This window comes from Enterococcus xiangfangensis (assembly GCF_005405365.1).
Classification (GTDB): Bacteria; Bacillota; Bacilli; order Lactobacillales; family Enterococcaceae; genus Enterococcus_A; species Enterococcus_A xiangfangensis.
Genome location: NZ_BJDX01000004.1, coordinates 122,494 through 147,519, shown reverse-complemented (window position 1 = coordinate 147,519; position 25,026 = coordinate 122,494). Strand labels below are relative to the sequence as shown.

The 25,026-nt window shown below is 28.5% G+C and carries 23 protein-coding genes and 1 pseudogene; 4 read left to right on the top strand and 20 right to left on the bottom strand.

Annotation, left to right across the window (positions count from 1 at the left end; all coding sequences use genetic code 11):
- Positions 1 to 11 precede the first annotated feature (11 nt).
- Positions 12 to 632, top strand: a complete 621-nt coding sequence (locus FFM68_RS06505) for a hypothetical protein (RefSeq protein WP_244925812.1) — start codon at positions 12 to 14, stop codon at positions 630 to 632.
- Positions 633 to 1,022: 390 nt separating this feature from the next.
- Here FFM68_RS06505 and FFM68_RS06500 read toward each other — a convergent pair.
- From FFM68_RS06500 to FFM68_RS06460, 7 genes and pseudogenes are all read right to left on the bottom strand, one after another.
- Positions 1,023 to 1,196, bottom strand: a pseudogene (locus FFM68_RS06500) (metal-sulfur cluster assembly factor); the annotation flags it as partial.
- Positions 1,197 to 1,543: 347 nt separating this feature from the next.
- The gene (locus tag FFM68_RS06495; protein WP_002338257.1) at positions 1,544 to 1,828 is read right to left on the bottom strand and encodes a hypothetical protein; all 285 of its coding nucleotides are present in this window, start codon (positions 1,826 to 1,828) and stop codon (positions 1,544 to 1,546) included.
- 1 nt (position 1,829) lies between these two features.
- Positions 1,830 to 2,948 (bottom strand): UvrD-helicase domain-containing protein, encoded by a 1,119-nt coding sequence (locus FFM68_RS06490; RefSeq protein ID WP_119364752.1) that lies wholly within the window; start codon positions 2,946 to 2,948, stop codon positions 1,830 to 1,832.
- On the bottom strand, positions 2,927 to 4,540 hold the full coding sequence (locus FFM68_RS06485) for an ATP-dependent nuclease (protein WP_137618599.1): 1,614 nt from the start codon (positions 4,538 to 4,540) through the stop codon (positions 2,927 to 2,929). Before FFM68_RS06485 ends, FFM68_RS06490 begins: the two co-directional genes overlap by 22 nt.
- 260 nt (positions 4,541 to 4,800) lie before the next feature.
- Positions 4,801 to 5,970 carry an HNH endonuclease family protein gene (locus FFM68_RS06480; RefSeq protein WP_137618598.1) on the bottom strand — a complete coding sequence of 390 codons (1,170 nt, stop codon included), beginning with the start codon at positions 5,968 to 5,970 and terminating at the stop codon, positions 4,801 to 4,803.
- Complete coding sequence (locus tag FFM68_RS06475) at positions 5,967 to 7,271, bottom strand: adenine-specific methyltransferase EcoRI family protein (RefSeq protein ID WP_137603275.1); 1,305 nt, start codon at positions 7,269 to 7,271, stop codon at positions 5,967 to 5,969. Before FFM68_RS06475 ends, FFM68_RS06480 begins: the two co-directional genes overlap by 4 nt.
- Positions 7,272 to 8,317: 1,046 nt before the next feature.
- On the bottom strand, positions 8,318 to 8,500 hold the full coding sequence (locus tag FFM68_RS06460) for a hypothetical protein (RefSeq protein WP_137618596.1): 183 nt from the start codon (positions 8,498 to 8,500) through the stop codon (positions 8,318 to 8,320).
- Positions 8,501 to 8,769: 269 nt separating this feature from the next.
- Between FFM68_RS06460 and FFM68_RS06455 the strand changes: the two genes are divergently transcribed.
- Positions 8,770 to 9,285, top strand: a complete 516-nt coding sequence (locus FFM68_RS06455; RefSeq protein ID WP_137618595.1) for a DUF6933 domain-containing protein — start codon at positions 8,770 to 8,772, stop codon at positions 9,283 to 9,285.
- Between the two features lie 2,443 nt (positions 9,286 to 11,728).
- On the opposite strand, the gene FFM68_RS06440 is transcribed toward FFM68_RS06455, so the two are convergent.
- The 7 genes from FFM68_RS06440 to FFM68_RS06405 all read right to left on the bottom strand — a co-directional run bounded on the left by FFM68_RS06440 (position 11,729) and on the right by FFM68_RS06405 (position 18,057).
- Positions 11,729 to 13,570 carry a hypothetical protein gene (locus FFM68_RS06440; RefSeq protein WP_137618594.1) on the bottom strand — a complete coding sequence of 614 codons (1,842 nt, stop codon included), beginning with the start codon at positions 13,568 to 13,570 and terminating at the stop codon, positions 11,729 to 11,731.
- Positions 13,551 to 13,820 carry a hypothetical protein gene (locus tag FFM68_RS06435; RefSeq protein ID WP_137618593.1) on the bottom strand — a complete coding sequence of 90 codons (270 nt, stop codon included), beginning with the start codon at positions 13,818 to 13,820 and terminating at the stop codon, positions 13,551 to 13,553. The genes FFM68_RS06440 and FFM68_RS06435 overlap by 20 nt, the downstream gene beginning before the upstream one ends.
- Positions 13,821 to 14,355: 535 nt before the next feature.
- Entirely contained in the window at positions 14,356 to 14,832 is a 477-nt protein-coding gene (locus FFM68_RS06430) for a hypothetical protein (protein WP_137603279.1), read from the bottom strand.
- Between the two features lie 2 nt (positions 14,833 to 14,834).
- Complete coding sequence (locus FFM68_RS06425; RefSeq protein ID WP_167483467.1) at positions 14,835 to 15,476, bottom strand: Fic family protein; 642 nt, start codon at positions 15,474 to 15,476, stop codon at positions 14,835 to 14,837.
- 474 nt (positions 15,477 to 15,950) lie between these two features.
- Positions 15,951 to 16,187 (bottom strand): hypothetical protein, encoded by a 237-nt coding sequence (locus tag FFM68_RS06415; protein WP_137603281.1) that lies wholly within the window; start codon positions 16,185 to 16,187, stop codon positions 15,951 to 15,953.
- The gene (locus FFM68_RS06410; RefSeq protein ID WP_137603282.1) at positions 16,180 to 17,268 is read right to left on the bottom strand and encodes a hypothetical protein; all 1,089 of its coding nucleotides are present in this window, start codon (positions 17,266 to 17,268) and stop codon (positions 16,180 to 16,182) included. The genes FFM68_RS06415 and FFM68_RS06410 overlap by 8 nt, the downstream gene beginning before the upstream one ends.
- A gap of 219 nt (positions 17,269 to 17,487) precedes the next feature.
- The gene (locus tag FFM68_RS06405) at positions 17,488 to 18,057 is read right to left on the bottom strand and encodes a recombinase family protein (RefSeq protein WP_137603283.1); all 570 of its coding nucleotides are present in this window, start codon (positions 18,055 to 18,057) and stop codon (positions 17,488 to 17,490) included.
- A 341-nt stretch (positions 18,058 to 18,398) separates the two neighbouring features.
- Here FFM68_RS06405 and FFM68_RS06400 point away from each other — a divergent pair, with 341 nt between their 5' ends.
- The gene (locus tag FFM68_RS06400; RefSeq protein WP_137618591.1) at positions 18,399 to 19,079 is read left to right on the top strand and encodes a hypothetical protein; all 681 of its coding nucleotides are present in this window, start codon (positions 18,399 to 18,401) and stop codon (positions 19,077 to 19,079) included.
- Positions 19,080 to 20,025: 946 nt separating this feature from the next.
- Complete coding sequence (locus tag FFM68_RS06395) at positions 20,026 to 20,949, top strand: hypothetical protein (protein WP_242618492.1); 924 nt, start codon at positions 20,026 to 20,028, stop codon at positions 20,947 to 20,949.
- Positions 20,950 to 20,970: 21 nt separating this feature from the next.
- Here the strand turns inward: FFM68_RS06395 and FFM68_RS06390 are convergent, their stop codons facing one another.
- From FFM68_RS06390 to FFM68_RS06365, 6 genes are all read right to left on the bottom strand, one after another.
- Positions 20,971 to 21,330 (bottom strand): DUF1304 domain-containing protein, encoded by a 360-nt coding sequence (locus FFM68_RS06390; RefSeq protein WP_130760066.1) that lies wholly within the window; start codon positions 21,328 to 21,330, stop codon positions 20,971 to 20,973.
- A 92-nt stretch (positions 21,331 to 21,422) separates the two neighbouring features.
- Positions 21,423 to 21,995: a tyrosine-type recombinase/integrase gene (locus FFM68_RS06385; protein ID WP_130760065.1), complete on the bottom strand. Its 573-nt coding sequence runs from the start codon at positions 21,993 to 21,995 to the stop codon at positions 21,423 to 21,425.
- A gap of 228 nt (positions 21,996 to 22,223) precedes the next feature.
- On the bottom strand, positions 22,224 to 22,784 hold the full coding sequence (locus tag FFM68_RS06380; RefSeq protein WP_137618590.1) for a hypothetical protein: 561 nt from the start codon (positions 22,782 to 22,784) through the stop codon (positions 22,224 to 22,226).
- A complete protein-coding gene (locus FFM68_RS06375; RefSeq protein WP_137618589.1) occupies positions 22,777 to 23,397 on the bottom strand; it encodes an AbiTii domain-containing protein in 621 nt (206 codons plus the stop codon). The genes FFM68_RS06380 and FFM68_RS06375 overlap by 8 nt, the downstream gene beginning before the upstream one ends.
- Before the next feature lie 79 nt (positions 23,398 to 23,476).
- A complete protein-coding gene (locus FFM68_RS06370) occupies positions 23,477 to 24,454 on the bottom strand; it encodes a tyrosine-type recombinase/integrase (RefSeq protein ID WP_137618588.1) in 978 nt (325 codons plus the stop codon).
- 181 nt (positions 24,455 to 24,635) lie between these two features.
- Positions 24,636 to 24,977: a metal-sulfur cluster assembly factor gene (locus FFM68_RS06365; protein WP_137608428.1), complete on the bottom strand. Its 342-nt coding sequence runs from the start codon at positions 24,975 to 24,977 to the stop codon at positions 24,636 to 24,638.
- Positions 24,978 to 25,026 lie beyond the last annotated feature (49 nt).

Genomic DNA, 25,026 nt, shown 5'->3' with positions numbered 1-25,026 from the left:
AAAGGATTGGCTTGTCAAAAAGTAGTATAATAGCAAAAAAAGAAAGCGGGAAAACAATGAAAACAAATGATGAATTAAAAAAAATCCAACGAACTACGCAAGAGAAAACTTACGCTTATTTAAACTCGCATCACTATAATTGGTTTAAAGCAATCGACCTAAATTTATTAAATAGCGATGGTTTCACTAACTATTTCTTGCGGATCAAAAAGAATGAGCCGGCTGTTTTTGAAGTTTTACAAGAAAAGGTATTAGACGCAACAATCCTAGCTTTTCAAAAAGAATTATCAGATGCCGATAGCTTTGTCTTGTTGACGGCAACTTGGGCCAATGGATTCATGCCGGAAAAAGCCGCCGCTGCGATGCAAGATCTTGACCGGTATTTAACGAATTATACGCTGCAAAAAGATCCGTTGATCGGGATCAACCAAATGAACACAGACTTCAATCAAGTCTTGCTGCAGCATCTGCCAAAAGTTCGGCGCCAAGACTTACGCTTGATCTACCGACTGCTCGCTCTAAAAGAAGCTTCTGCTAGTGAACGTCAAACAGAGCTTACCTCACTCAATGAACCGACTAGGATCAGAACCGCAGCTTTATTAGATTTTTTTACCTCGCTTTTTATTAAATGATTGGTTTTAACAACTTGACTGATCCGATTCTAAAATCTGTATAAAAAACGCTAGAAAATTTTTTGACTAAGCCGAAAAGTGCAAAATTCTACTAGATTGTGATTGTTCAAAAAAACACCAAAAAATCTGAAGGAGTAGCGGACATTTTGGTGTTTTTTTTACTATTTTTAAAAAAATCGGAATATAGATATCCGTTGGACTTGTATCCTTTCGTTTTTTAGGTGGCTCCGTAAGGAAAGATCTAAGACAACCATACGTAATAAAAACATTGGAAAACAAAAAAAACTCTTTTACCAACTTTTTAAAGTCAGCAAAAGAGTTTTTAATAACACTTTGAATAGTTTCTAAAATTGGCAGAGATCTCCTAGACTACAATTAAATCAATGAGGCTTAACGAATCCCCAATGCAATCCGCGCATAGCGGCTCATTTTATCGGTCGTCCACGCTGGATACCAAACCAATTTTACTTCGACATTCGTTACTTCTGGAATTTCAGCTAATGCTGATTGGATATTATCCGTTAAAATATCTGCTAACGGACAGCCCATGGTGGTCAAGGTCAAGTGCTGTTATATCAGCATTTCTATCGCTTTTTCCTGCGTTAAAGCGATAGTAAATCCCCGATTCCAGTGCATCTTAGAAACCAAAATTCTGTTCTTTTTATTAACTTCTGCGGATTCATTATACCTCAAAAAATAGTTGAATTGTCCCTTTAAATGGCTTGGACTACATACTCAATGAGGATTTTTTTACGCATCTTGTCTGTAGTCCAATTAAATTTTCTCAAAAAAAAAAACAATTCATAATCTCAAATAATTCCAGAAATATGTCCTTAAATACAGCTCAAAATCAGCTTTAATTTTTCATTTTTTGTAACAAACATACAGATTTAAAATTGATAAATTTTATTTTAATGGATGAACTTTCTCTTATCCTTAGGGATTAAATCTATCAATAGGATTGCTGAAGGGTAATGTTTTTGCATATATTCCACAGCACCTAATGCATGTGAATCTTCAGAAGCATACAATTCGTCCTTTAATTGCCCCATATCTATTACAATACTTCCACTTAGAAAATCAACTGCATCCTTAAATTCTTTATTTTCGTGATAAGTATCATAAAAATCGGCAAGCTGTTTACAAGTAACTACTCCATCTGTAATAAAATTTAACAGAGATTTCTTAATGTCCATATCATTCTCCTTTTTCAATTCTTTGTTTATTGAATAAGTCAAAAAGACTTTTGGTACATATATATAGCTCATTATTACTTCGAGTTAAAGCTACATATAATTTATTTGCTTCAGCTTGACTAGTATTCTTAGAAATTATATAATTTTCCTCACTAAATTTTTTATATGGTTCTGTTAATATTACTAAAACTTTTGAATAAGTATCTCCTTTACAATAACTCCAATTAATAGCAGGTTGATATGGAAAAGCTGAAGCTTTTCGATAAACTAATTTCACGCATCCTTCATCAATTAAAAGTTGTTCTAATTCATCAATATCAATAATATATTTAAAACTTCCTTTTTTCTCATTACAAGATAGTATGTCTATACCTAACTTCTTTTCAATAATTGAACAAATACTGCTTGGAACTCTTCGGCTTTTCTTTAAGGCTTCCTTATCAACTTCTAAAGATTTAGGTAGTGACAAACAAAACTCTTCTTCAGTAAGAAATATTTTTTGTTTTTTATAAGGTTTACCACTTTTAGAAGATGTCATAGCAACAGAGTGTTGATAAAAATCTCCTACAGCAACTGTATAAACTTTTTTTGATTTCATCAATAACATTAATAAATCAAAATCTTCCCCTTTAAAATCTTGAAACTCGTCAATATATATTGTATCAACAAGCAATGATAATCTTTCTTCAATCAAAGGTTTTAGTATCTTTTTATTTTTTATTATCAACTTCGACATTCGACCAGAATAGTATCTATTATTATCAGGATTCAAATAGTGTCCTATCTTGTCATCAGTAATGTATCCCTTTCTCGGTGGATTAGTACGAGGAACTGGTTCTTTAAAAATATCTACACCTCTACTTTTGATATTTTCAAATGGTAGAACTGCCTCTAAAGGTCTAATAATCCATGAATATAAGAAGCTACTATATGTGATTACTTCAACATTGTTGGGAATGCTATTATTAAATCTCTGCATAATTTCTTTTTTTATATTCGCCACGTTTTGATTGGTAAAAGTAATAAATAAAACTGATTTTTTCTCATCAAATGCATTAGCAATATGATACGTTTTTCCCGAACCTGCTCTTGCAAGAATTATTTTACCTGATTTAGCCATTTTAACCCCTCACTTATATACATTGGAACTTTTAAGTTATCAATATATTCAGAATTTGTTGTTATCTCAATAGCAGAATCGGCTTTATTTTTCAACATATATGCTAATGCTTTGCTTTCTACATCTTCTTCTTTATAAATAGTAGATACATTTGAATTTTTTTTATAATCAGCTAATATTTTGATATTTTCATTAAATAGAACTCTTTCAAAAGTTGAATTCTCTATTTTCTCATCACACTTTATTAATATATTGCATCCATTTTCATTTAAACAATTATTCAATGCATCGATAGTCGTTATTCTCTCAGCATCTCCATCATTATCCGTAATAACTAAAAGTGGTTTTTGAATTTTTTTTGCAATTTCAACATAGTTTTTGTAAGTAATTCCTGACATCGATATTATATGCACACCAGATTCATCTATGCCTTTTCCACAAACAGTGTGATAAAAGTTAGGAATGTAAATATATTCCGTTGCACCTTCTACTAGAATTACTTTCTGAGATAAGATGAACTCTAGTAGGTTAGAATTATCTGATTTTTCAAAGAATTTAGCTACTTTTTTATCTACATCATTTAATTTTACAGCTTTTTCATTTGGAGTTATCCATATAGTCTTTTGAATGTTTAGTCTAGATGTTATTAAAGGATTATGAGTAGTAATAATTATTTGGGAATTATCTGACTCTACTTTTATTTTTTCAATTAATTTTTTTGTCATCGAATGGCTCAAATGGTTTTCTGGTTCTTCAACTAGAATAAGGCTTGAATCTATTTGCAATGCAACCTCAGTCTTAATAAAATTTTCTCTGCCTTTTCCCATATGTTGTATTGATATATTGTTTTCTCGGATATCAATTATTTTAGTAATACCAGATTTCTTCTCGTCAATAGAGATAGTTTGTTCACCTATTTTTAGTGATTCTTCTTCTGAATCTAAGAAGTCAGCAATATGTGTTTTTAGCTTCATAGACAATTTTCTTCGGATATCATTTGGTATCTTATTCTCAAAAACTTGTTTAGTATAAGAACCATACAAATCATTCTTTACAGATGAATTATCAATGAAAAGAGATTTTATTGGATTTTTCAATCTTTTATAGCTCCCACCTTGAAATGTAAGCCATTCAAATTTATAGAATTCTATAGGTATATTTGGATTTTCAGAAAAATTTAGTTTGTAAAAATCTTGTTCAAAATCATTATCAAAATGATACCAAAATTTTATACCTGTTTTTTCTTCCTTCAATACTTTCCCATTCGTATAATCTAATCCCATAAAGTGTTGTTTACTTATTGGAAGCTCTGAATCCATATTTAAATATACTTCTACTAGAATTTCAGGTAGGTGAGAAAATTCAGGTTTGTTCTTGAATCGTTTAATATTATCTGCGTTAAATAATTGCTCATTATTTCCATCTATCAACCCATATATTTTTTGGTTTAAAGCTAAATCTATTGCTTCCAAAATTGTACTTTTTCCTGCTTCGTTCTCACCAACCAAAACATTCATATCTTTATTAAATACAATTTCAAAATCTTTAAATTTTTTGAAGCCTTGGATTGTCATTTTTTCAATGTAGCTCATTGTCACACCCCAATCTTCATAATAAACATGTTATACATTTCATAATTTGTGTCTCAGTACAATAAAAAGCCTAGTTAAAGGCTTTTTTTTAAAATTTGTTATTCAACCATTTTTTACAAGGAAAATGCTGGTAGCTATTACAAAAAATATTTTGTTTAAACATATTGAAATTTACTTGTATAATATATAGAGAGAACTAAATACGAGTTATTTATTAAATTCAATACAAGTTATAACTCAATTGACCAAAATACTAGTTGCTAATGATTTGATTTCAAACTATTGTGATGCTTACATAGCATTTGTAGATTGTTTCGTTCAGTTTTCCCACCTTTACTCCATGGTATTATATGGTCTCCTGCCATCTCTTTGTATTTCCAAATATGTGTAGTATGTTCGTATTGTAAATCAGTTTTACAAATAGGACAGTTGGAACTATTATTTTTTTCCGCTTCATTAGTTTGTTCTCTATATTTAGACTTTTTATCTGTTTCTGAGAATGCCCGAATAGATAGCAGCTTAATAAATTCTGGTTTTTCACCACTTAGTATATACTCGAACATACCACTTTTCTTAGTTATGTCACTATCTTCATATAATTTTGAAATTTTATTTTCTACTTCAGTTGGATTATAAGAATTATTATGATATGTTTCATACAATCTTCCCCATTCCAAACCACGCATTTCAGATTCAACGCTAGTAAAAACACTAGATACCCAATCTATAACTGTATTAAAATATGTTTTTAATTCATTAATATTCGTATCATTTCGATGCTTTGACATATAATTATCAATTTCACCTTTACTTACCCAATTTAAAGCTTCTTGTAAAATCTCTTGCCTATTAACAACTCCCTTAATATAACTTTGCCATTTTTGTTGATTTGCATTTCCTGAATTTGAAAATTCCTTTTTCGCTTCTGATACAAAAGGGCCAGAATAAATTGCATTTCTCAGTTCTTGTTCATTAAGCGGTACTCCTGAAATATTAATCGTTTTAAACCATTCCTTTATTTCGCTTTCGCTTCCTTCACACTCATAGACTAAAAGTTCATAATTTAATATCTTCTCCTGTTGGTCAATACTAAGTCCAGAAAAATAATTTCTGTTTCCATTAAAGTCCAATACAGCAAATTTCCCAGTGACAAAACGTCCTATGGAGGTAATTCTTTGTTGCCCATCTAAAATCTCAAACGAATCATCTGAGATTTTATTGAAGTAGATTAGTCCTAAGGGATAACCTTTAAGAATAGATTCAATACACGCCACATCTCTCTTTCCATCAGCATATATATAGTTCCGTTGATATTCAGGTTGGATGATTAACTTTCCAGATAATCCAAAAAGACCCTTTCCTTCAAAATCATTATATATAAACCCTCTGACAATTTCATCGACTGTATATGTTTTCAACTCCGTTCTCATTTATTGCCACCTATCCTTTTCTTAATTAAAACTCTAGCATATGGTGCTATCAAATAATCTGCATTATCAGCACAGTAGTAAGTAGTATTAATATCAGGTTCGATAGTTTTCCTTATTGCCAAAACTTGATTGATTGCTCCACCATTTACTATTTCTCTTGTTTTTTTCATTACTTTTTTGGGATTTATATAATCCTTGTTAGGAGTAAAATTTTCTCTACTATTTCCAAGACCTATTATTTCAAATTGTTCAGGATTATATTTATCTAAAAATGAAATAGGAACTCCCATTACTCCGTTATAATCTTTAGGTATCGCATCTGTAAATGGTACTTCGATACCATCTAAATTGTCATAATAGTCGTAGCTTTTCCCTTTAATACTTTTATGTTTACTAAACTTAATATTATCTTCCATAGTCATTAATGAAAGAACTTGATGACGTTTTCCATGGTCTAAATTAGTTAACCATAGTGCATTATTTGTCGCTACAATCCTCTGCCCCTTTTCTATTCTAGCTTCTGAACCGTATAGTCCATAATTATCCGGTACAATAAAGCCTGAAATCCATCTTCCCATTCCTGTTCCTAGCCAAATTTTATTATCCTTTATCAATGGAAATACTTCTTTGTAGGTAATAGCATTCATATTTCCAATAATCAAAAATTGTTTCTCCAAAGGGTTAATCCAATTAAGAAATTCTCGAAACAAAGAGAACGGTGGATTTGTAATAATAATATCTGCTTCCTCTCTAAGTTTCGATACTTCTTGACTTCGGAAATCTCCTGCTGAAAATCTTTCAATATTATCAGGATTTTTGTCACCTTCTAAATAAGATAAAATACTGCTTTTTCCGCCAGAATCAATTTTTTCTTTTTCTTTTTTCAATCTAGTAATTACGTCATTAATATTTACTGCACCAATACCATCTTCATCTATTACTTCTGTTAGTTCTATCTTATAAGCTTCTTTGATATATTTATTTCGTCTACTATCAATTTCTTTTTCAGGTACTAATTCGGGTAGTAATGTAAGTTGAGTATTAACAATTGGGCTTGGTGCATATGACGTTGAAATTAATTTTTTAATTCCAAATTCATTGAATTTTGTAGCAAAAAACTTAAAAAAATTACTCTCGAATGGGTCATCTGCTGGTAAGAGAATTGTTTTTCCTAAAAAAACATTTGGATTATATTCTATATAGGCATTTATCTCTTTCTCTATATCTGACCATTGAGTATAAAACTCATCATTCTTGCTTTTTTTGGCTTTTGTTAAATGTTGTCGACGTGAATTTGCCATCCCACATAACTCCTTCGTAAAATATTCATTTTAATTATAACAGCTTTCAACTTAATTAGGGATATAAAAAAACCTAGTCTAAAGCAGACTAGGTTTCAATTTCTGGAAAACTTTCAATAATAGTCAATTCAATTTCTGCACTTTCTATTGTTTGATGAATAATATTCTGCACAGTATCTTGATATACCTGATTTCCCACACAATCATTAGACAATGCCTCTAATGCTAGTAAAGAGAAAATAGCTTGTTTATAGCTTAGATTACTTGTAATAACAGTGACGCATTCAATTCATAATAATAGTCTCCATTCATTTTGATGGTTCTGAAGACCATCATTCAACGTTGCTATAGTCAATAAAAAAATACGATTTTTCTATTCAATCAAATATTTCTTTACTCATTTCAATTTAGAAAGACAAATGCTCTTAATATTTTATCTCCATCAGGTCTAATAAGTATTTTTATCTCAAAATTTTTATCAAAAGCCACTTAAAAAATGACACTTGAAAAAGTCAATAAAATCAAGGGTTTTCTACTTGTTGACAATATCAACAGATTATTGTTATATCAACGTTTTAAAGCACTATTTTTCAAAAAACACCTGTCAGATACAACGAAGAAATTTTTATGGGTAATTCTACACTTAAAGTTATCTGGGAGGTGTTTTTTATATAAACTATTTATATCTGCTTAAATAATCGTTGATAAATCAACGTTTTAAATAACAAGAAAAAACTTACTTCTTAGCTTTAGATTCAATTCTATATTACCTAAAATGTATTTTAAGATTTTTCAAATCTCATGTATCATTTTGCTATTAAATATATTTTTATTCAATTTTTAAAATCTATAACTGTTTGTCTAATTTTCATATCTCTTGTTCAATAAGTATACAAAAAAGCAAGCAGAATAAATCTACTTGCCCAAAAGGAAAGAGAACAGTGGACTAGACTGTTCTCTTAATTTAAATATGACTTTTTTTGTTTCGCATCTCTATAAATAAGATAACATCCTTTTTCTATAATTGCAAATTTATAGAACACTTTTTAACCTGCAGGTGTAGATTTATAATTCAAGCTTGCTCCTGCATCAGTTGTTGCTTTACTGAATATTTCAGCTAATTTAGGTTGTAATGTATCACGGAATAAAATATATGCGATTAATACAAAAATACCAAAAATTACCACCGCTACGATTACAAAAAGTCCTTGTGAAGCTCCATCTGTCATGAAAAATGACCTCCTTTAATATAAAATTTTATACAAGAATAATGAATATTCATGTTATATTTTTATAGTATCATCATCATTTTTAAATTGCAATTTTAACTGTCGTATCAACACTTCACGTCTAACTTTACTTATTTATATAAATCCAATTATTCGTTATATTTAATAAAAAAGTAAAGGGTGTTTTATTGCTTTCAACAAACGTAAATTAATCAATTCCTAACAGAAATTCATCTGATATAATAAAAAAAAATCACTTGGAGGACATTATGAATATCATACCCACTAAAAAAGCATTACCTCTATTTTCAGTTTTTCCAAAATCACAAAAAGAATCGCCTGACTTAGAACGTTCTTTTTATTCTTGGCACGCAAACTATTTTACTTTTAATCGAAAAAAGATTTTGGTGCTAGTAAATGATAAATCATTTTCACCAATCGTATTAGCTGATATTAATGCTAAAAATAAAAAAGATTTAAACGATATGATTAAATCAGGAATTGAAGAAGTATTTAGTTATAGTAATATACCACCTGTTCAAATTAAAAAGTATTTTCTAAAAGCTGGTAGATTGGAAATTTCTTCAAATTATAATCGTTCAATTATCAGTATCAACAATAATATGATTCAACACTGTCAATTCTTTACTGAAGAAATTGATTTCCAAACGAATCTACAACCAACTATTATGAAATTCTTAGCAAATACTCCTTATCGTAGCCAAACACCAGAATATTTTATCAGCACTGAAATTGTTGCAACCGAATTAAAGAAATTAATCTAAATTGACTATTCATAATTATGATTTTTTTATCTCAAATTTTATAATAAAATCCATTTAAAAATCGACCTTCAAAAAAGCCAGTAAAATCAATAGTTTTCTGCTTGTTGACAAAATCAATAGATTATTGTTAAATCAAGCTTTTAAAGGACTATTTTTCAAAAAATACCTCTCAAACGACACGAAGAAAAATTTGTGGGTAATTCTACGCTTAAAGTTATCTGAAAGGTGTTTTTTGTATCGAAGATTTTCATAAACTATACTTAAACGTTTGTATATCAATATTTACATATAGTTTTTCAAATCATAAAACTGGTACAAGTAAAATTTTTATCTTTCCATCAGATTATGATTTAAATTAATATCCACAAAGTCATTTTACTATTTAAAAGTTCAAAAATATTTTATGGATTTCTACAATTTATTCTATGCTGCTTATTTTACGTTCTAAGACGTTTTAAATTTTTATGTATAATTTATCGAAAATAATTTCTAACGCTCTCTAAAGATAATATATGCTGTTTAAAACAAATTTAGAGTTATTTTATTATCTAAAAACTTCATTAATTCATTTTATATAATATTATGTATATTGTTGCTAGATAGAGGTTTATATAGATTTTCTACGTACTTTCATTTACTGAATTAAAAAATAGAAACATAACGTTTCGTTATATATACATAATCACTAACAGAGAGTAAATTTTAGCTATTTTACTGAATATGGATATTTATATTAATAAATCAGTATTTATGATTACAAACCTAAATATTGTATACCATTAATATTGAATTATAAATTTTGTGGAGAAAACCCAGTATTTATGGTAAAACTTGTTAGGTTTTATAATCATACCTCAAAGAAGAATATATAAATAATAAATTCTTTCTTAAACTTTAGAAACCCATTTTTTAGAAATAATTTTTAGATATAAACACTGATATATCAATGTTTTATAGCTATTTTAATCACACTATTATTTAGTGTAAATAAGTTTTTGCGTAAAGATATGTGTGAAAACAGGTAGTTTTCCCCTAGTTTTATTGACTTTTATAGACCTTCCCATTATACACATCTAGAGGGAATATAAAAAGTGCGTATTGATTTTAGAAAAAACACGTAGTTTTCTATTGATTTTATTGGCTTTTATAAGCCTCCTCATTATACACATCTAGAGGGAATATCTTATATAGATGTGTATAATGATTTCTATCAATTATGCCAGTATTTTCTAGGGAAAACTATACGTATTCTTCCTGACTAATACGCAGTTTTGATTTGATATAAAAAGATAATATTCTTAATACGATAGAAATAATCCTTTATCATCATAGGTTATTAATAAAAAAAACAGATAGAAATACTACCTGTCTAATATGCTAATTCATTTTATATATAACATTCTTAGATGAATACTTCTCCTTAATCTCTAACTGATTATACAATTCTTTAGTCAGTCTACACGTATTCAAACCATATTTATTGTATACATCAGCTCTAATTTTCTGAAAGTTATTTTGAATAATTCTGTTCTTTATTTTTCTCACTCTAGCAAGTTTAGATATTAAATCTAGGCAGCAAATTTTAGCTATTTGACTAAACCTATAATTCTCTGTTTAATAAGGTGGTTTCACCACCTGCTTATCAATGCTTAAAAATAAAAATTCAAAAAAATGAAAATAAAGTTGCTCAAAAGTCGCTTTTTTCTAGGGGAATATTCAAGTTCATTTTATGACAATAGAATATTATATAAAAAAATCAATTTTTTTTGAAAAACACCTTTAAAAACAGCCCTTTTTTCTAGGGAAATATTCAGGTTCAATTTATGACAATAGAATAGAATATACTTATATATTGTCATAAATTGAACTGATAAAAACCTATTGATTTTATTGACTTTTATTAACCTCTTTTTTTAAAAATGAAAAAAATTAGACGAAATTCAAGAGAATACTATTCCTAAATCTCTCTATTAAGTAAGCAAGATTATATCTTGCTGTCACAAAAAAATAGAAATACTTATATACCAACGTTTTATAGCTATTTTAATCACACAATTATCAAATGTAAATAGTTTTTTGCGTAAATAATAGTGTGAAAACAAGTAGATTTCCCTAGAATTTATTGGGTTTTTTTAACTAATTTGTTTTACACTAATAGAAGTAGTATGTAAAAATGGAACAAATCCTTTGAAAATACCTATGAAAAACCCTTGATTTTATTGACTTTTTTAAACCAATTCGTTTTACACTAATAGAATTAGTATATATTATTATATTATTGTAAAATGAAATAGCTAAAAAAAGACAGTATTTATGGGAACTTTCTATACATATTCACACTATTATTTACACTATAACCTATTTACAATTAAGATATGTCTGATAATAGCTATACAAAACATAGAAAAAAACAGGTATATAATTCTACCTGTTTAATAGCTTACTATTTATAAAGAACAACTTTAGATGAATATTTCTCTTCTATACCCAATTCATAATATAATTCCTTCGTCAATCGTTCTCTTTTAATTCCATAATTATTATAAATATCAGCTCTAATTTTCTGAAAGTTATTTTGAGTGATGCTCTTCTTTGTTTTCCTCACTCTAGCAAGTTTAGATATTAAATCTGATTCATACATATATCCTTGTTCTTCAATCTGAGTCATAAGAATTTTTACAGCTGATTTCTCTAATGCCACACTAGCCTTAGTTAAATTTCTATCTCTTTTACTCATGCTCACTAAACCTCTGTCTTCCAGTGGTTTATATGCTTGTGGAAAGTCTTGGTTTGCTTTTTCCTCTCCAAATAATCTATAAACCAAGTTATAACCTAATCCTGAAATCGTAACATTATTTTTCACCATTTCCTTAGCTAATATTTGAGAGTTTTCAATATTTACCACTGGATAATATACATTACTTGTTCTTATTTGCCCAGAATTCTCTTGTTGATTTAAAATCAACTTTTCCTTCAGGTCTAAAGGTATGGATTTTGACTCTGCCTTACGAATCAGTTCTGTGACGGTCACTACATTTAAAATATTCCACATTTTCCCTTCGGATATTTTATACCCCAAATTTTCTTTTACTAACTTGGCATACGTTTTTAAAGAAATGAAATTCATGTATTTCACTTCCCCAGTCACTTTATCCATATACGTATAATCAAAAATTAAGTCTAAAAGTAAATCTATTTCTTGTCTGTAATTATACAAATATTTATTTAAATCAGGATAGTTTAACCTTAAAGTATTACGTTTTAATGCTTTTTGTAGTTCCATTGCATTATATCTTGCTTCTCCAATTTCACTCTTCCAATTTATTTCACTATTTGTAATCGTTATCAGAACTTCAATAACTTTTGTATAGGATTTAATATTGAGCAACTTCCTTATAACTCTTATAATATCTCCTTGGAAAGGAGATTGTTCACTGAAGCACTTATATAAATAAATATCGTATTCTTCATTTAGATAGACACTTGCACTTGGGTTTATTTCCTCATGGAAAATATCTAAAAATGGATTCGTATCTGGAAGTTCCAATATTTCTACCATATCTATAGTTTTAAAAAAGTTCCCTGCAACAATAGGGTCAGAAAATTCACCAGAAAAATTATTTCCTAGTTTTTCTGCAATAATATCAAATTTTCCTAATTTTAATAGTTCATAATTTGGTATTGAATCATGCACTATTTCATTGTTTGAATCTTCTATTACCAGAGAATTTTCAACATTTATGTTTCTCAACAGCTCAGAAACATCTAACCGATTATCCCAATCAATCACTTCATATCCAGAGTTGCTTCCGAAAAATAATCTACTCGTTTGCCCAACACTAGTGTCTGCTTGAGGATATAATTTAAATAATTCTTGATATATTTGTTCAATTTCTTTATTAGAAGTAACCACTCTATCTAATCGAAAAACCACACGAAATTTATCTACGTTAGAATTTTTATCACTAAATGTTTTATATATAAAACAAGCATATTCTTGCATCAACGAATCTTGCTCAAAATCCTCAATCGTATACAAATTATTTTCATCTTTATTATCAAAATCAAGCATTATTAATTCTTGACCAATAATCTCTGTATACTTAGACAACTTAGGCTCTTTTAATTCAGCTAAAACAACGGTTTTACCATTCAAAGTTAGTTCTTCTGCAAAATCCTGAATAGAAATCTCTACTAACGTGTTCATAATAGTGTTAGATATTTTGCGAATGGTAATTGGATTGGGCTTTTCTTTATTAGTAATATTACTTAGATAACACTTCATATTCACTATCCTCCAGCATTAGAAGTCTCCCATATTTCATCACAATCACTTTCTCTAATAATATCGTTTTTTCTTCTGTCAATCCACGCTTTCCCTTCCTAAAATTATGTAGGTTTTGATTGTGAACACCTATGGATTTAGAAAAAACAGTCATTTTTACCCCATAGATTTTGTCCAATATATGTAGCCAAGTCTTTACCTTTTCTTGTTTCTCCGTCAATTCCTCTTCTGTTATTTTTTTTGAATTCATTCAATTTATCCTCCAGAAATTATTTTATTAATCAATTTAGGTCCGGACTATATCATCAATTATCAACTGAAGTCAAGAATGAGTCTCATCTCCTTTTAGCAAAAATATAACCAGTGTATTTTTATAAAAAGAATACTCTTATTTTTTTATTCCGTTCTTAGATATATCAAAACTATTAAAATCATTGATATATCAAAACTATTAAAATCATTGATATATCAAAGTTTATTCTATTTTCTATCTTAAACCCAAACTAAAAAACACCTTAAATTGAACATGTAGTGGATAATTCCCCATAAAATTTTTTTCGTGATGTCTGAGAGGCATATTTTCAAAAATCCATTGAAAAATCATTGATATTACAGTAATCTTGTATTTCTGTCAACAAGTATAAAACCCTTGATAAATAAGGCTTTTTTAAGGGTCATTTTTTAAGTGGTTTCTGATGATAATTTTGAGATATATTTTATCAAAATAAAAAAATATTGGAACGAGCATCTCACTCACCTTCCAATATTTTCTTCAATAAGCTATTTTACAATTTTAGTTCCAACCATTTTTTATTTTTATTGATATTTTTTCTCATGTATAAATCTTTTTGGCTATAATCTAATAATTTGTCCTTAGATAATAATACACCTTTTGAACGGATTCTTAATCGCATATTTTCAATAATATACATATAATCACTTTTTTCTTTTGGTGGTTCGTTAGATAGTATGTCCTTTTTCACTTCTTCTTCACTTTTATTGAAAAACCTAGCTATTCTATGAACAGTTAATTTTAAGTTTTCTTCTACATCACTATTATCAATGCCAAAACACCGTATCAACACACGCATCATTTTGTCAAATGTTTCTAAATTATCAAAACTACCAAAGTCATAGTCTCTAAGTGTTCCTTCAATTTCTGCTTGTATAATTTCTTCAGGATAAGAAGGAAGTAATTGCTTTGCTAGAATAGGTAAAGAAACACTGTTACTTAATAACTGGTCATCTGATATCACTTCCATAATTACACCTTCTTTAGAAAATATTTTTTCAAATAGGAAATGAATGATTGATATTCTCCTTTTTCATACCAGCTCTTCAGATATTCATACCATTTTTTTCCATTATCACTTGGTAAATACAACACACCTAAATTACTATTCATTAATAAATGGTTTGTTAGCAAATACGCTGAACGTTTGTTGCCATCGTTGAAATATTGTTGCTTCATTAAAATAAGATACATATACAAAATAGAATCTACACTCGGTTTCACTTGATTAAACAGATGATTCAATTCTGCCACTGATTCAGAATAACTTCTAACAGGGGGAATGTAAGATGAACCACTGATAGTTATTGTTTTTATTCTAATCTGTCCTTCTTCCATAGGATTATAAAAAGTTCTATCCGTCAATGATTCATTGATATCTGAGTAAAAATCAATAGTGGGTTTTCCCGCTTCTTTTGCTAATATCATTTTCCAAGAAGCATAAATATTAAGTAGAATAATTTTATCTTTACCAACCAGACTACTCACTTTACCATTACTTAATAACTCAGCAGTTTGAAATCGAGTAGCAATTTTCCCTTCAAGTAAAGATGTTCGATAAACCAAATCTACTTTATGTTGTTTAAAGTATTCAATGTATTTTTTCTGAACCATGTATTTCATCCTCCTTTCTAAAAGCAATCTCACTTACCTTCATTATCTTCTATTAATCTTCATATAAAATTGCAAGCTACTTTCTCAGTATCACTCAATTTTCTTCAAGTTTTACTTTATCTATTTTTTTTGTCCTGAAAGCTTTCCAATACAACATGACCTTACCATCATCTAGAACTGAAGTAAAGTCTTTGATTTATCAACATTTTAGTTGCTTATTCTCATTTCTATATACAAAAAATACCTTAAATTGAACAAGAAGTGGATAATTCCCCACAAAAAAATTTTATTGAAGTCTGAGAGGTGTTTTTTGAAAAATAGTGCTTTAAAACGTTGATGTAACAGCAATCTATTAATTTTGTCAACAAGTATAAAACCCTTGATAAATAAGGCTTTTTTAAGGGTTATTTTTTAAGTGGTTTTTGATGATAATTTTGAGATAATTTTTGAATAAAAAAAGAGATATGAATTTATTCATATCTCTTCTAATAATTCTGTATTCATTTTATTCATGTGCATATTCCACAATTTAATCACTAAATCCTCGGAAAATATCAATTTTTCCTGCTGCTTATCAGATAGTTTTTCAAATTGACTATATAATTCATTTGCCAATTTATTTAAAACAATCTTAGGAATGGTTACATTGGCTCTCATAAACGTTCGCTTTACTTTATTTTGCACATATTTCTTCTTATCTAAATTATTCATCCGCATCATCTGTTGTGATTTCCAACCATTGACCTAAGGTATCATTTATACGAAAAGTAAATAGAGCATTTTCAATTTTTCCTAACTTTTTAATCTTTTTATCAAAGAATATCAAATCAGATTCTTTTTCATACTTTTCTTTGTCATCAATAATTTGTTGATTCCATTCTGATATATCTTCTCCTAAAGCTTCCTTTTCATTCTCAGAAACGCTATATGTTCGCATATATAAGCTCATTGGACTGTATGTTGGTAAGCCAAAATCTTCTGGAACTACATACCCTGTTCTTCTGAAATCATAATTGCCTCTAGCAAAATATCCTTTTTTTAACTTTTCAGAATATTGACCTTCAAAAGGTGTTGCATTTAAAATTTCTACTTTTCTTGGAACATTTCCTCTCACTTTTGTTACTAAATAGGTAAAATCTTTTGGTGATAATTCATTCGTGATTAAGCTTGAAACATATTCACTGATGGTTGAATACCCACCTTTAACTGATTTTTCATTATAACCTGTATAATCCAATTCAGAAGTAAAATCGCGTGAAAAGAAACACTTTTCCTTTGCAAACTTTTCATAATTATCAATATCATGTTTTTTCATATAATTTTTAGGAATTGCTATCCAATAATAATTTTCATCTTCAAACTTATCAGCTAACAATTCTTGAAATCTATAGGGGTTATAGGAATATTGACCATCTCCTGTATTAACGAACTTCATGATTTCTGGTCGAACAGCTTCTTTTAAATCAACAGTATATTGAACTTTATCTTTTGAATCTAATGCTAGTTTAGTCAACTCATCATTTTGAGAATTATAGAGATAATACTCCATTTTTTGTCGTTTATTATCATCAATATACTCTTTGTTGAACTTAAATGTCATCACTAATTGACCATCTTCATCTGAATAAGTTTTACCTACTGCAGAAAACGGTCTTAAATCTTTTGTTTCTTCAATTGTTAGCTCTCTTTTCAACTCTTTTTGTTTCTGAACATAGGTGTAAACTCCCCAACTAGAAATTAGAATTGCTCCTATTATTCCTATACCAATCTTTGCACGTTTACTTAGTCCCACAAAACCAATCCTTTCTCACTCTCATTCGATGCAATAAATCAACGTTTTTTCTGCACAAAAATAAGACCACTGAATCAACTTCTGAAATGTTGATACAATCGTCTTTTTTATGTAAATTATTTTTTTAATTTGGTATCGGTAAAAAACGTTGATTTATTGCCGGTTAATTACCAACTTATACTACTAAATTCTATCGTTTGTCCATTGAAATGACAAGTCTCATTTTCTGGACAAGCCTGCTTTTTTAGCAATGTTATAAACAGTTTTTTCGGATACTCCACATTTTACTGCAATTTCTTTCAAAGATAGCTGATTTTCTTGATACAAAACAATAATTCTTTTGCGTTTATTTTTCTTAATCGGTGGTCTACCCAACTGTTTATCCGAGTTAGCTAACGCTTCTTTTGTTCTTAAACTAATACTTTCTGCTTCAAATTCTGCTATACCTGCTAAAACGGTGAAGAATAGTCGTCCGCTCGCTGTTCTGGTATCAATGGATTCTTGAATACTTTTCAGATATATCTCTTTCTCATTCAGTTCAGACATAAGATTTACCAATTGCCTAGATGACCTGCTTAACCGAGCTAAATTATAAATTAGTAAGGTATCTCCTTTTTCTAAACGTTTCAATGCTTTGTCAAGTTCTGTTCGATGTTCCTTTCTTCCACTAATCTGCTCAGAAAATAATTCATCAGGTTCAAACTTTTCCAATGCCTTTCTCTGCACTTCTAGTCCTAAGTCCTGCGTATTTTTGCTAGTGCGAATATAGCCAATCGTTTTATTTTTCATTCGAGGTTTCCTCCTTTCTTTTCCTTAGTTTAATAATTTATTTTTAAATACAAAAATACCCTGACTAGTGGGAAATAGACAGGGTAAATGAAAAAACATTTAAAACCATAGAGGCGATTCAAATGGTTCTCGTCAAGGTAGTTTTATTATCACATAAAAAATAACAATTGTCTAGTAAATAAATCGTCACTTTACTTTTCTATTATTTCTTATTTTTTTAAATGAAAAAATATATAAGAACCTATGTATCAACATTTATAACGTATTAAAAAATTCATATCAGTTCTTTAAGATGCTATAATAACATATGTATTAAAAAACAAAAAAGGAGGTCATTTTTCATGACAAATGGAACAAGTCAAGGACTATTCATAGTCGTTGCAATTATAATATTCGGTATTTTTATATTTATAAGTTATTTACTTTTTAGGGATAATTTAAAACCTAGTCTGTCAGGAATATTTACAGATGGTTTAGAACAATCTGTAAATAGTTTAGATAATTACGATGGAAAAAATCACATTGGAAATGAATTAACCATCACTAGAGGATATGTTTCTAATTATTTACATGACAAAGGTACTCCAATTAGTGGTGAGAACTCTGTCTATTTAAAAAATAAAGACTTAAACATCATTGAGTTAACTTCTGAAGAAGCAAGTGAAAAATGGAATTATTCAGTAAATAGCAATACTATTACTATCAAAGGTATTGGAGTGCTTTATAAAAATGTTTATAGTAAATCTTTAGAAAAATATTTAGATGAAGAAACACAAAATGCAACTTTCACTCAAAAAATAACTGGTGATATTACAAACTTCACAAGTACTAATAAATTTATAGACCGTAAGTCAATAAAAAATAATCGTTCAGAAGATGCTGCTGGGCTGCATAATTCTTCAGGCTACTCTATCCAACTAGATAAAGAATATACTTTCACACAAACTTTAACTAATAATTATAGTGGTAAAGTAACTCAAGAAACTTACAAGTTTAAGTTTATAATTAATGATAATAAATAATTATAGGAGGTTTTATACTTCATGAAGTCATTCGTTTTAATGTTATGGGTATATTAAACGCTCAGGAATATGAATCTATAAAACCTGATACTTATACCATCAGCTCATCAGCCACTCATTTATAAATATGAAAAAGAATCTAGTTTATAAAATACTTATCAAAATATATTCTATGTTAAATACATTCAAAAATTGATAAAGTCATTCGTGGAGATGTTGAAATGAGTGATGGTTCCACTGCAACTAACACTTCTGGAATACACCCAAAAGCTATTAAATTGGCTAATGGTAGTTGGTATGATGGGTCTAATGCCTAATTAATCTTATAAAACAGAAAAATCATGAGACAATAATCAAAAAAATGAGTTATTGTCTCCTTTTTTTATTTTAAAATTTTATAAAAACCACGTTTTATACCACTGTATATATAATTTAATGATGTATTTATCTTTTTTTGTCAACAAATCTTTACATGTCATTCAAATTTCCATCTGTAATTTATCGATGCTATAATGAAGGGGTGATGTAGGTGTGGGATACTTTTAATATTAGGATACTTTCAAGGGATAGTTTCGAGAATTAATAGCTTTTTTTAATGATGTAAAAACCCTGCATAAACCCTACATTCTTAGCTAATCATACCCTACACAATCCCTACATTAACCCTACATAAGTATTTTTTTCAAGAAGTTAGATGATAACAAAATGAGAACTTTTGTGAGAACTTTTTTAAAACTACAGGAATTCTGAGGGTATTTTTGAAAAATCCCAATGGAAACCTCCGTAAAATTTTCAAAATAGCTGCCCCATTAAAATTTCACAAAATTTCAAACTACTAACACCCCTATTTAGAAAGGGATAGTTTAGAGGGGATACTTATGAGAGTAAATATTTAATTCTAATAATAAGCAAAATAAAAAATATATATACAAAATTATAGGAGGGAGTGAAATTGAACACACTAAGTGTAAACAAAAGAGCAATAGATTCTGATGAATTATTTCAACTAATAAATTGTTCAAATGGCATATATGAATCCACACTAATAAAGCTACTTCAATGTAATCGTATTAGTTTAGAAAGTCGGTTACAAACACTTGAAAACAACAAAATGATTACTAAACAAAAGTTAGGAAAATATTTTTACTATACTAATAGCTTTGAATCTAATAATTTACAACTATTAGATATACAAGCAGACGTTATTCAGAAATTAATCAAATATGCTATTTTTACGGATAATATTCAACTTATTACTAATCACAATAAACAAAAAGAATTACTTATTTCTTGCCATTCATCAGGAAGAACAAATTTTTCGACTAACGAACAGTTAAAACAACAAGCAAATACACTATATAATCAATTAGCTTCTACTGAAAAAAAGGAAATATTTTTAGAGTTTGTTAAAAATGAACTTACTAAATTCCCAATGAAAATTTCTGCTATTACCAATAAAGTAAACATTGATTATCATACAAGTTCTTTAGATACTATTGAAATTTTAGCTATTCCTAATGCTGAATACTTACCTATTATTGAAGCAAGACTAGATGATTTTTCATATAAAAAACTTGAAAAAAATACTCAATTTATTCGTGATGACATTTTAGTCTATATAAAATCTTTAAATAGATTTTATTATTTTGATAAAAACCAGAATAGACAGTATGAAACTAAAAAAATTGACTCGATTATGGATTTCTATTATGTGTTAAGTAAGTATTCAAAATCTAAAAACTCTTTCTATTTTTCCTTAGATAAAAATGATTTTAACGCTGCACATTATCTTTACTATAAAAGTGATTCAAACAGGCAAAAATATAATACTGTTCAGATAAAAAGAAACAAACAAAAAGCACACTCTTAATTGACTGTGCTTTTTATTTGCTTAAAAGAATGTTGAAATAAGTGCTAAAATAGCTAAACCGCCTTGGGTTAGAATAATTTTTTTATCACTTGTAAAACTGCCATATAATGCCACTAAAATAATATAAATTAATAATAATCGGCTAATTTCAATTGAATTACTTGAAATAAAAATACTATATAATAACCCCACACCAATCAAACCATTATATATTCCTTGATTTTTAAATAGTGTATTCAAAGATTTACCTTTTAATTCTTCTTTCTTCATGTTAAATACTCTACTTGTGCTATCTGAAATAGTAGCAAATGTTTCTAAATACATAATGTAAAAAAATTCTAATGCAACTAAAATAATTAATATTGTTGATACAATTGACATATATAATTTACCTCTCTAGTCTATATCCTTAGATTACTAAAATAATATACACTGAATTTATTTTCATGTAAAATAATTTAGCTTAGTAAACGTTAATCTAATGGATTGAACTTATCTAAACTTGCCCTTATTTCTTCCTCTTCTAATCCAATGTATCTAATAGTTATTGCCTGACTAGAATGATTAAGTATTCTCATTAAAGTAGGAATATCTCTAAATTGTTGATAATATTTATATCCAAAGGTCTTCCTCATCGTATGAGTGCCTATATAATCCAATTCTAGCAGGTTTGCGACCCGTTGAAGAACTTTATAGTATTGATGAGTACCTAGGGATTGTGAATGGTCTGTAGGACGATAAAATAGCCATTCAGATTCTCCATCATGATAAGTATTCAAATAATCAATAATTATACTAGTCAAATTAGATAAATTTAATTCCCTTTGTTTATTAGTCTTCTTCTCAACAATTATAGTAGTCGTTTTATTTTGAACATCAGCAACTTTCAAATTCAAAATATCAGAAATTCTTAATCCAGTAAAAACCCCTATTGTAAAAATTAAATGGTCTCTCTTTCCATGATTCCCCTCTTTTAATTCAGATAAAAAATCTAACATTACCTTCTTGTCTTTAATTGGTTTGACATTGATAATTTTTCGTGTCATAAAAATCTCCTCCTTGAACGATTTATTGGGATACTTTTATATTAAGTATTGATTAAAGTATCCTTATAAAGAATATGGTATTATTGAATGTTGATGAATCAACATTCAGGAGGGATACTAATTACAAAAGTATCCCTAATTTAATTATATCTACAGAATTAGCCTGTAGCAAATTTGTAGAACATGAAAAAAACCACTTACATTTTTCTAAGTGGCATACGATTACTATCAATTTATTAAAACCCAATCTTTGTCAATAGAGTACATTTTACTTTCCCACGGATTATCTATACCTAAAATTTTTCTTTCATGATACTTATCCTTAGAATCATAATATGATATTCTAACTTCACTAAAATCCTCTTCAATTTCTAATTTTTTAATTAGAAATTGCAAATCGAATTTTGAAATAGATAACGGCTCTAAAATAAAGGAGTAGGCTCCGTTATTTGCATAGGCGGTTTCTTTTATATGAGAAGCTTGAACCATATTGCTAATGTATTTACCTTTATTATAAATTTGAAGATTAACGTTTCTAATAATTTCTCTTTTTTCTTTAGTATTATGAAATTCAATCCAAATTGGAACTGAAAAAATCATATCCCTGCCATCTTTGATAAATCCGTATGGTTGATTGTTTACCTTACTATAGACTTTTTTAATATAGATTTTTACTGTTCCTTTATTAGAAATTAAATATTGAATAAGCGTTTGCCCAAGGAAACCAATCATTGTTGATATTAGAGAGACTAAGGCTCCAATAAGAAGTAAATTTATATCATTATTCATTTTGGTCTACCTTTCCATCATACATAAGTTGTTCAAAAGTATTCGAAAGAGTCTTAACTTTTTCAGTAGTTATGATTTCTTTTTCAATATCCAATGTATCTAAGTTTCCAAATTGATGTTCAAGGTTAATCAAAAATAAAATAAGTTTGCTTTTTATATTACTTAATAATTGTTCCAAAGATAAATTACTATATTCTTTAAAAATTTCATAACACATAATATTTGTATTTTTAAGTATATCAGGTGCTAGATATGTTAAGTCTTCGCAAACAGTTTCATTTTTTAGAATAATTCTTTCAATAGATTTTATACTAATATATATATTAGTTTCATCAATACCATCTCTAAATCTTTCAGAAAAATGGAGTAATGGTAGTGGCTGATTCTTCATTTGAAAATTACCATTAATTCCTGAATAAATCAATTTATAAGCAATATTTCTTCTATAATCTGGCAGAGTAGCTTGTCGGTGATAACCATTTATTTCTGACAATATCCATTTAGAAATAAGTTGATTGTCAAGCTCACTAGTTATCAAAAGTAATCTTTGTAATGATTCTTCAATACTAATACTATTCGTAGCAATATCTTTGATTAATTGACTTTTTGTCATTATAGTCACCTTCCTCATTTAAATCAATACTTAATTATACCTTTTTAAAAATACAATAACAATTGAACGTTCGATTTATTTAAATCGTCTGCAATGGTGAAAAATTTACTGCTTTACTAATTTCATCTTCAATATTTAAACTTCTTAGATAAACTTCCGTTGTTTTTATTGAAGCATGTCCTAATAGTTTCTGTATTCTATAAATATCAGTTCCATTCCGAACTAATTTTTGGGCAAAATAATGTCGAAAACTGTGTGGACTTACCCGAATAGATTTTCTAATTTCACACTGATTCCCAATTTTTATGATTGCTCGTTCAGCTAAGATATAATTGTATTGTTTACCTTCTCTTGTTAAAAATACATAATTGTCTATATTCTCTATTTCATTATATTCAAAAAAGGAATTTGCTACTCGCTTGTATTTTATATATTCTTTGTAAATCAACGGTGAGCAATGAACAATCCTATCTTTCTTCCCTTTCCCATTTTCAACAAATAACTCTTTATTAGTAATGTGAACATCTTTTAAGTTCATTACCTCATTAATCCTAAGTCCTGTGTCTATAAGAATTAGTAAGAGCAAATAATCCCTTTGATTTGTGAATTTTGTTTGATAGCCAGTATGTTGCTTATCCATTTTCTGAGGTTTAAAGAAAGTTAACTTCTTTGCTACTCGCAACATCTCTTTGATTTCCATATCATTAAATGTCTGAATAATTACCTTACGCTCTTTTACCCATTTAACACGCATACAGGGGTTTCTATCGTATCGGATATAATCTTCATCTACACAATACTTAAAATACGCTCTGATGCTTCTTAGATGGCTATTCACATATGTTTCAGCACATCCCTCTTCTAATTTCATCAACATGAATTGCCGAATGCTTTTTGGAGTCACGTCTTCAATAAAGTATATCTGCTCTTTTTTCAAAAATTCAAAAAACAGTTTCAAAAACTTCTGATGCTTCTTTATCGTCTTTTGTGAGATTCCTCTGGCTTTTTCGTTGAATAACATTTCTTCTAATAGTTCCTCTAACATGAAATTTTGCAAAACAAAAACTCCTTTACCAACTTTTTCTAAAAGTTAATAAAAGAGTTCAGAAATTGTCTTCTCATAAAGTATGGTATCCGTATCGAAAATACCCTCATTTTATCTGGTATCCGAAGTCCGAAAAATCGGCTTAGACTACATACTAAATGAGTGAGAAACGCTGTTAAATCAACACGAATCCTTATCTGATACCAAGTGCAATCCGTGCATAGCGGCTCATTTTATCGGTCGTCCACGCTGGATACCAAACCAATTTTACTTCGACATTCGTTACTTCTGGAATTTCAGCTAATGCTGATTGGATATTATCCGTTAAAATATCTGCTAACGGACAGCCCATGGTGGTCAAGGTCATCTTGATCACAGTATTCCCAGTTTGTTCAAATTCTACTTCATATATTAAGCCAAGATTTACGATATCGATTCCTAATTCAGGGTCAATTACTGACTCCAAAGCAGTCAAAATAGTTTCTTTGATTTCGGCTACTTCTGTATCGGTCCATTTTTGTGCGTTCTCTTCCACTTGATCCACTCCCTTTCGAGTTTCAAAAGTATTTTACTCTATCTACAAG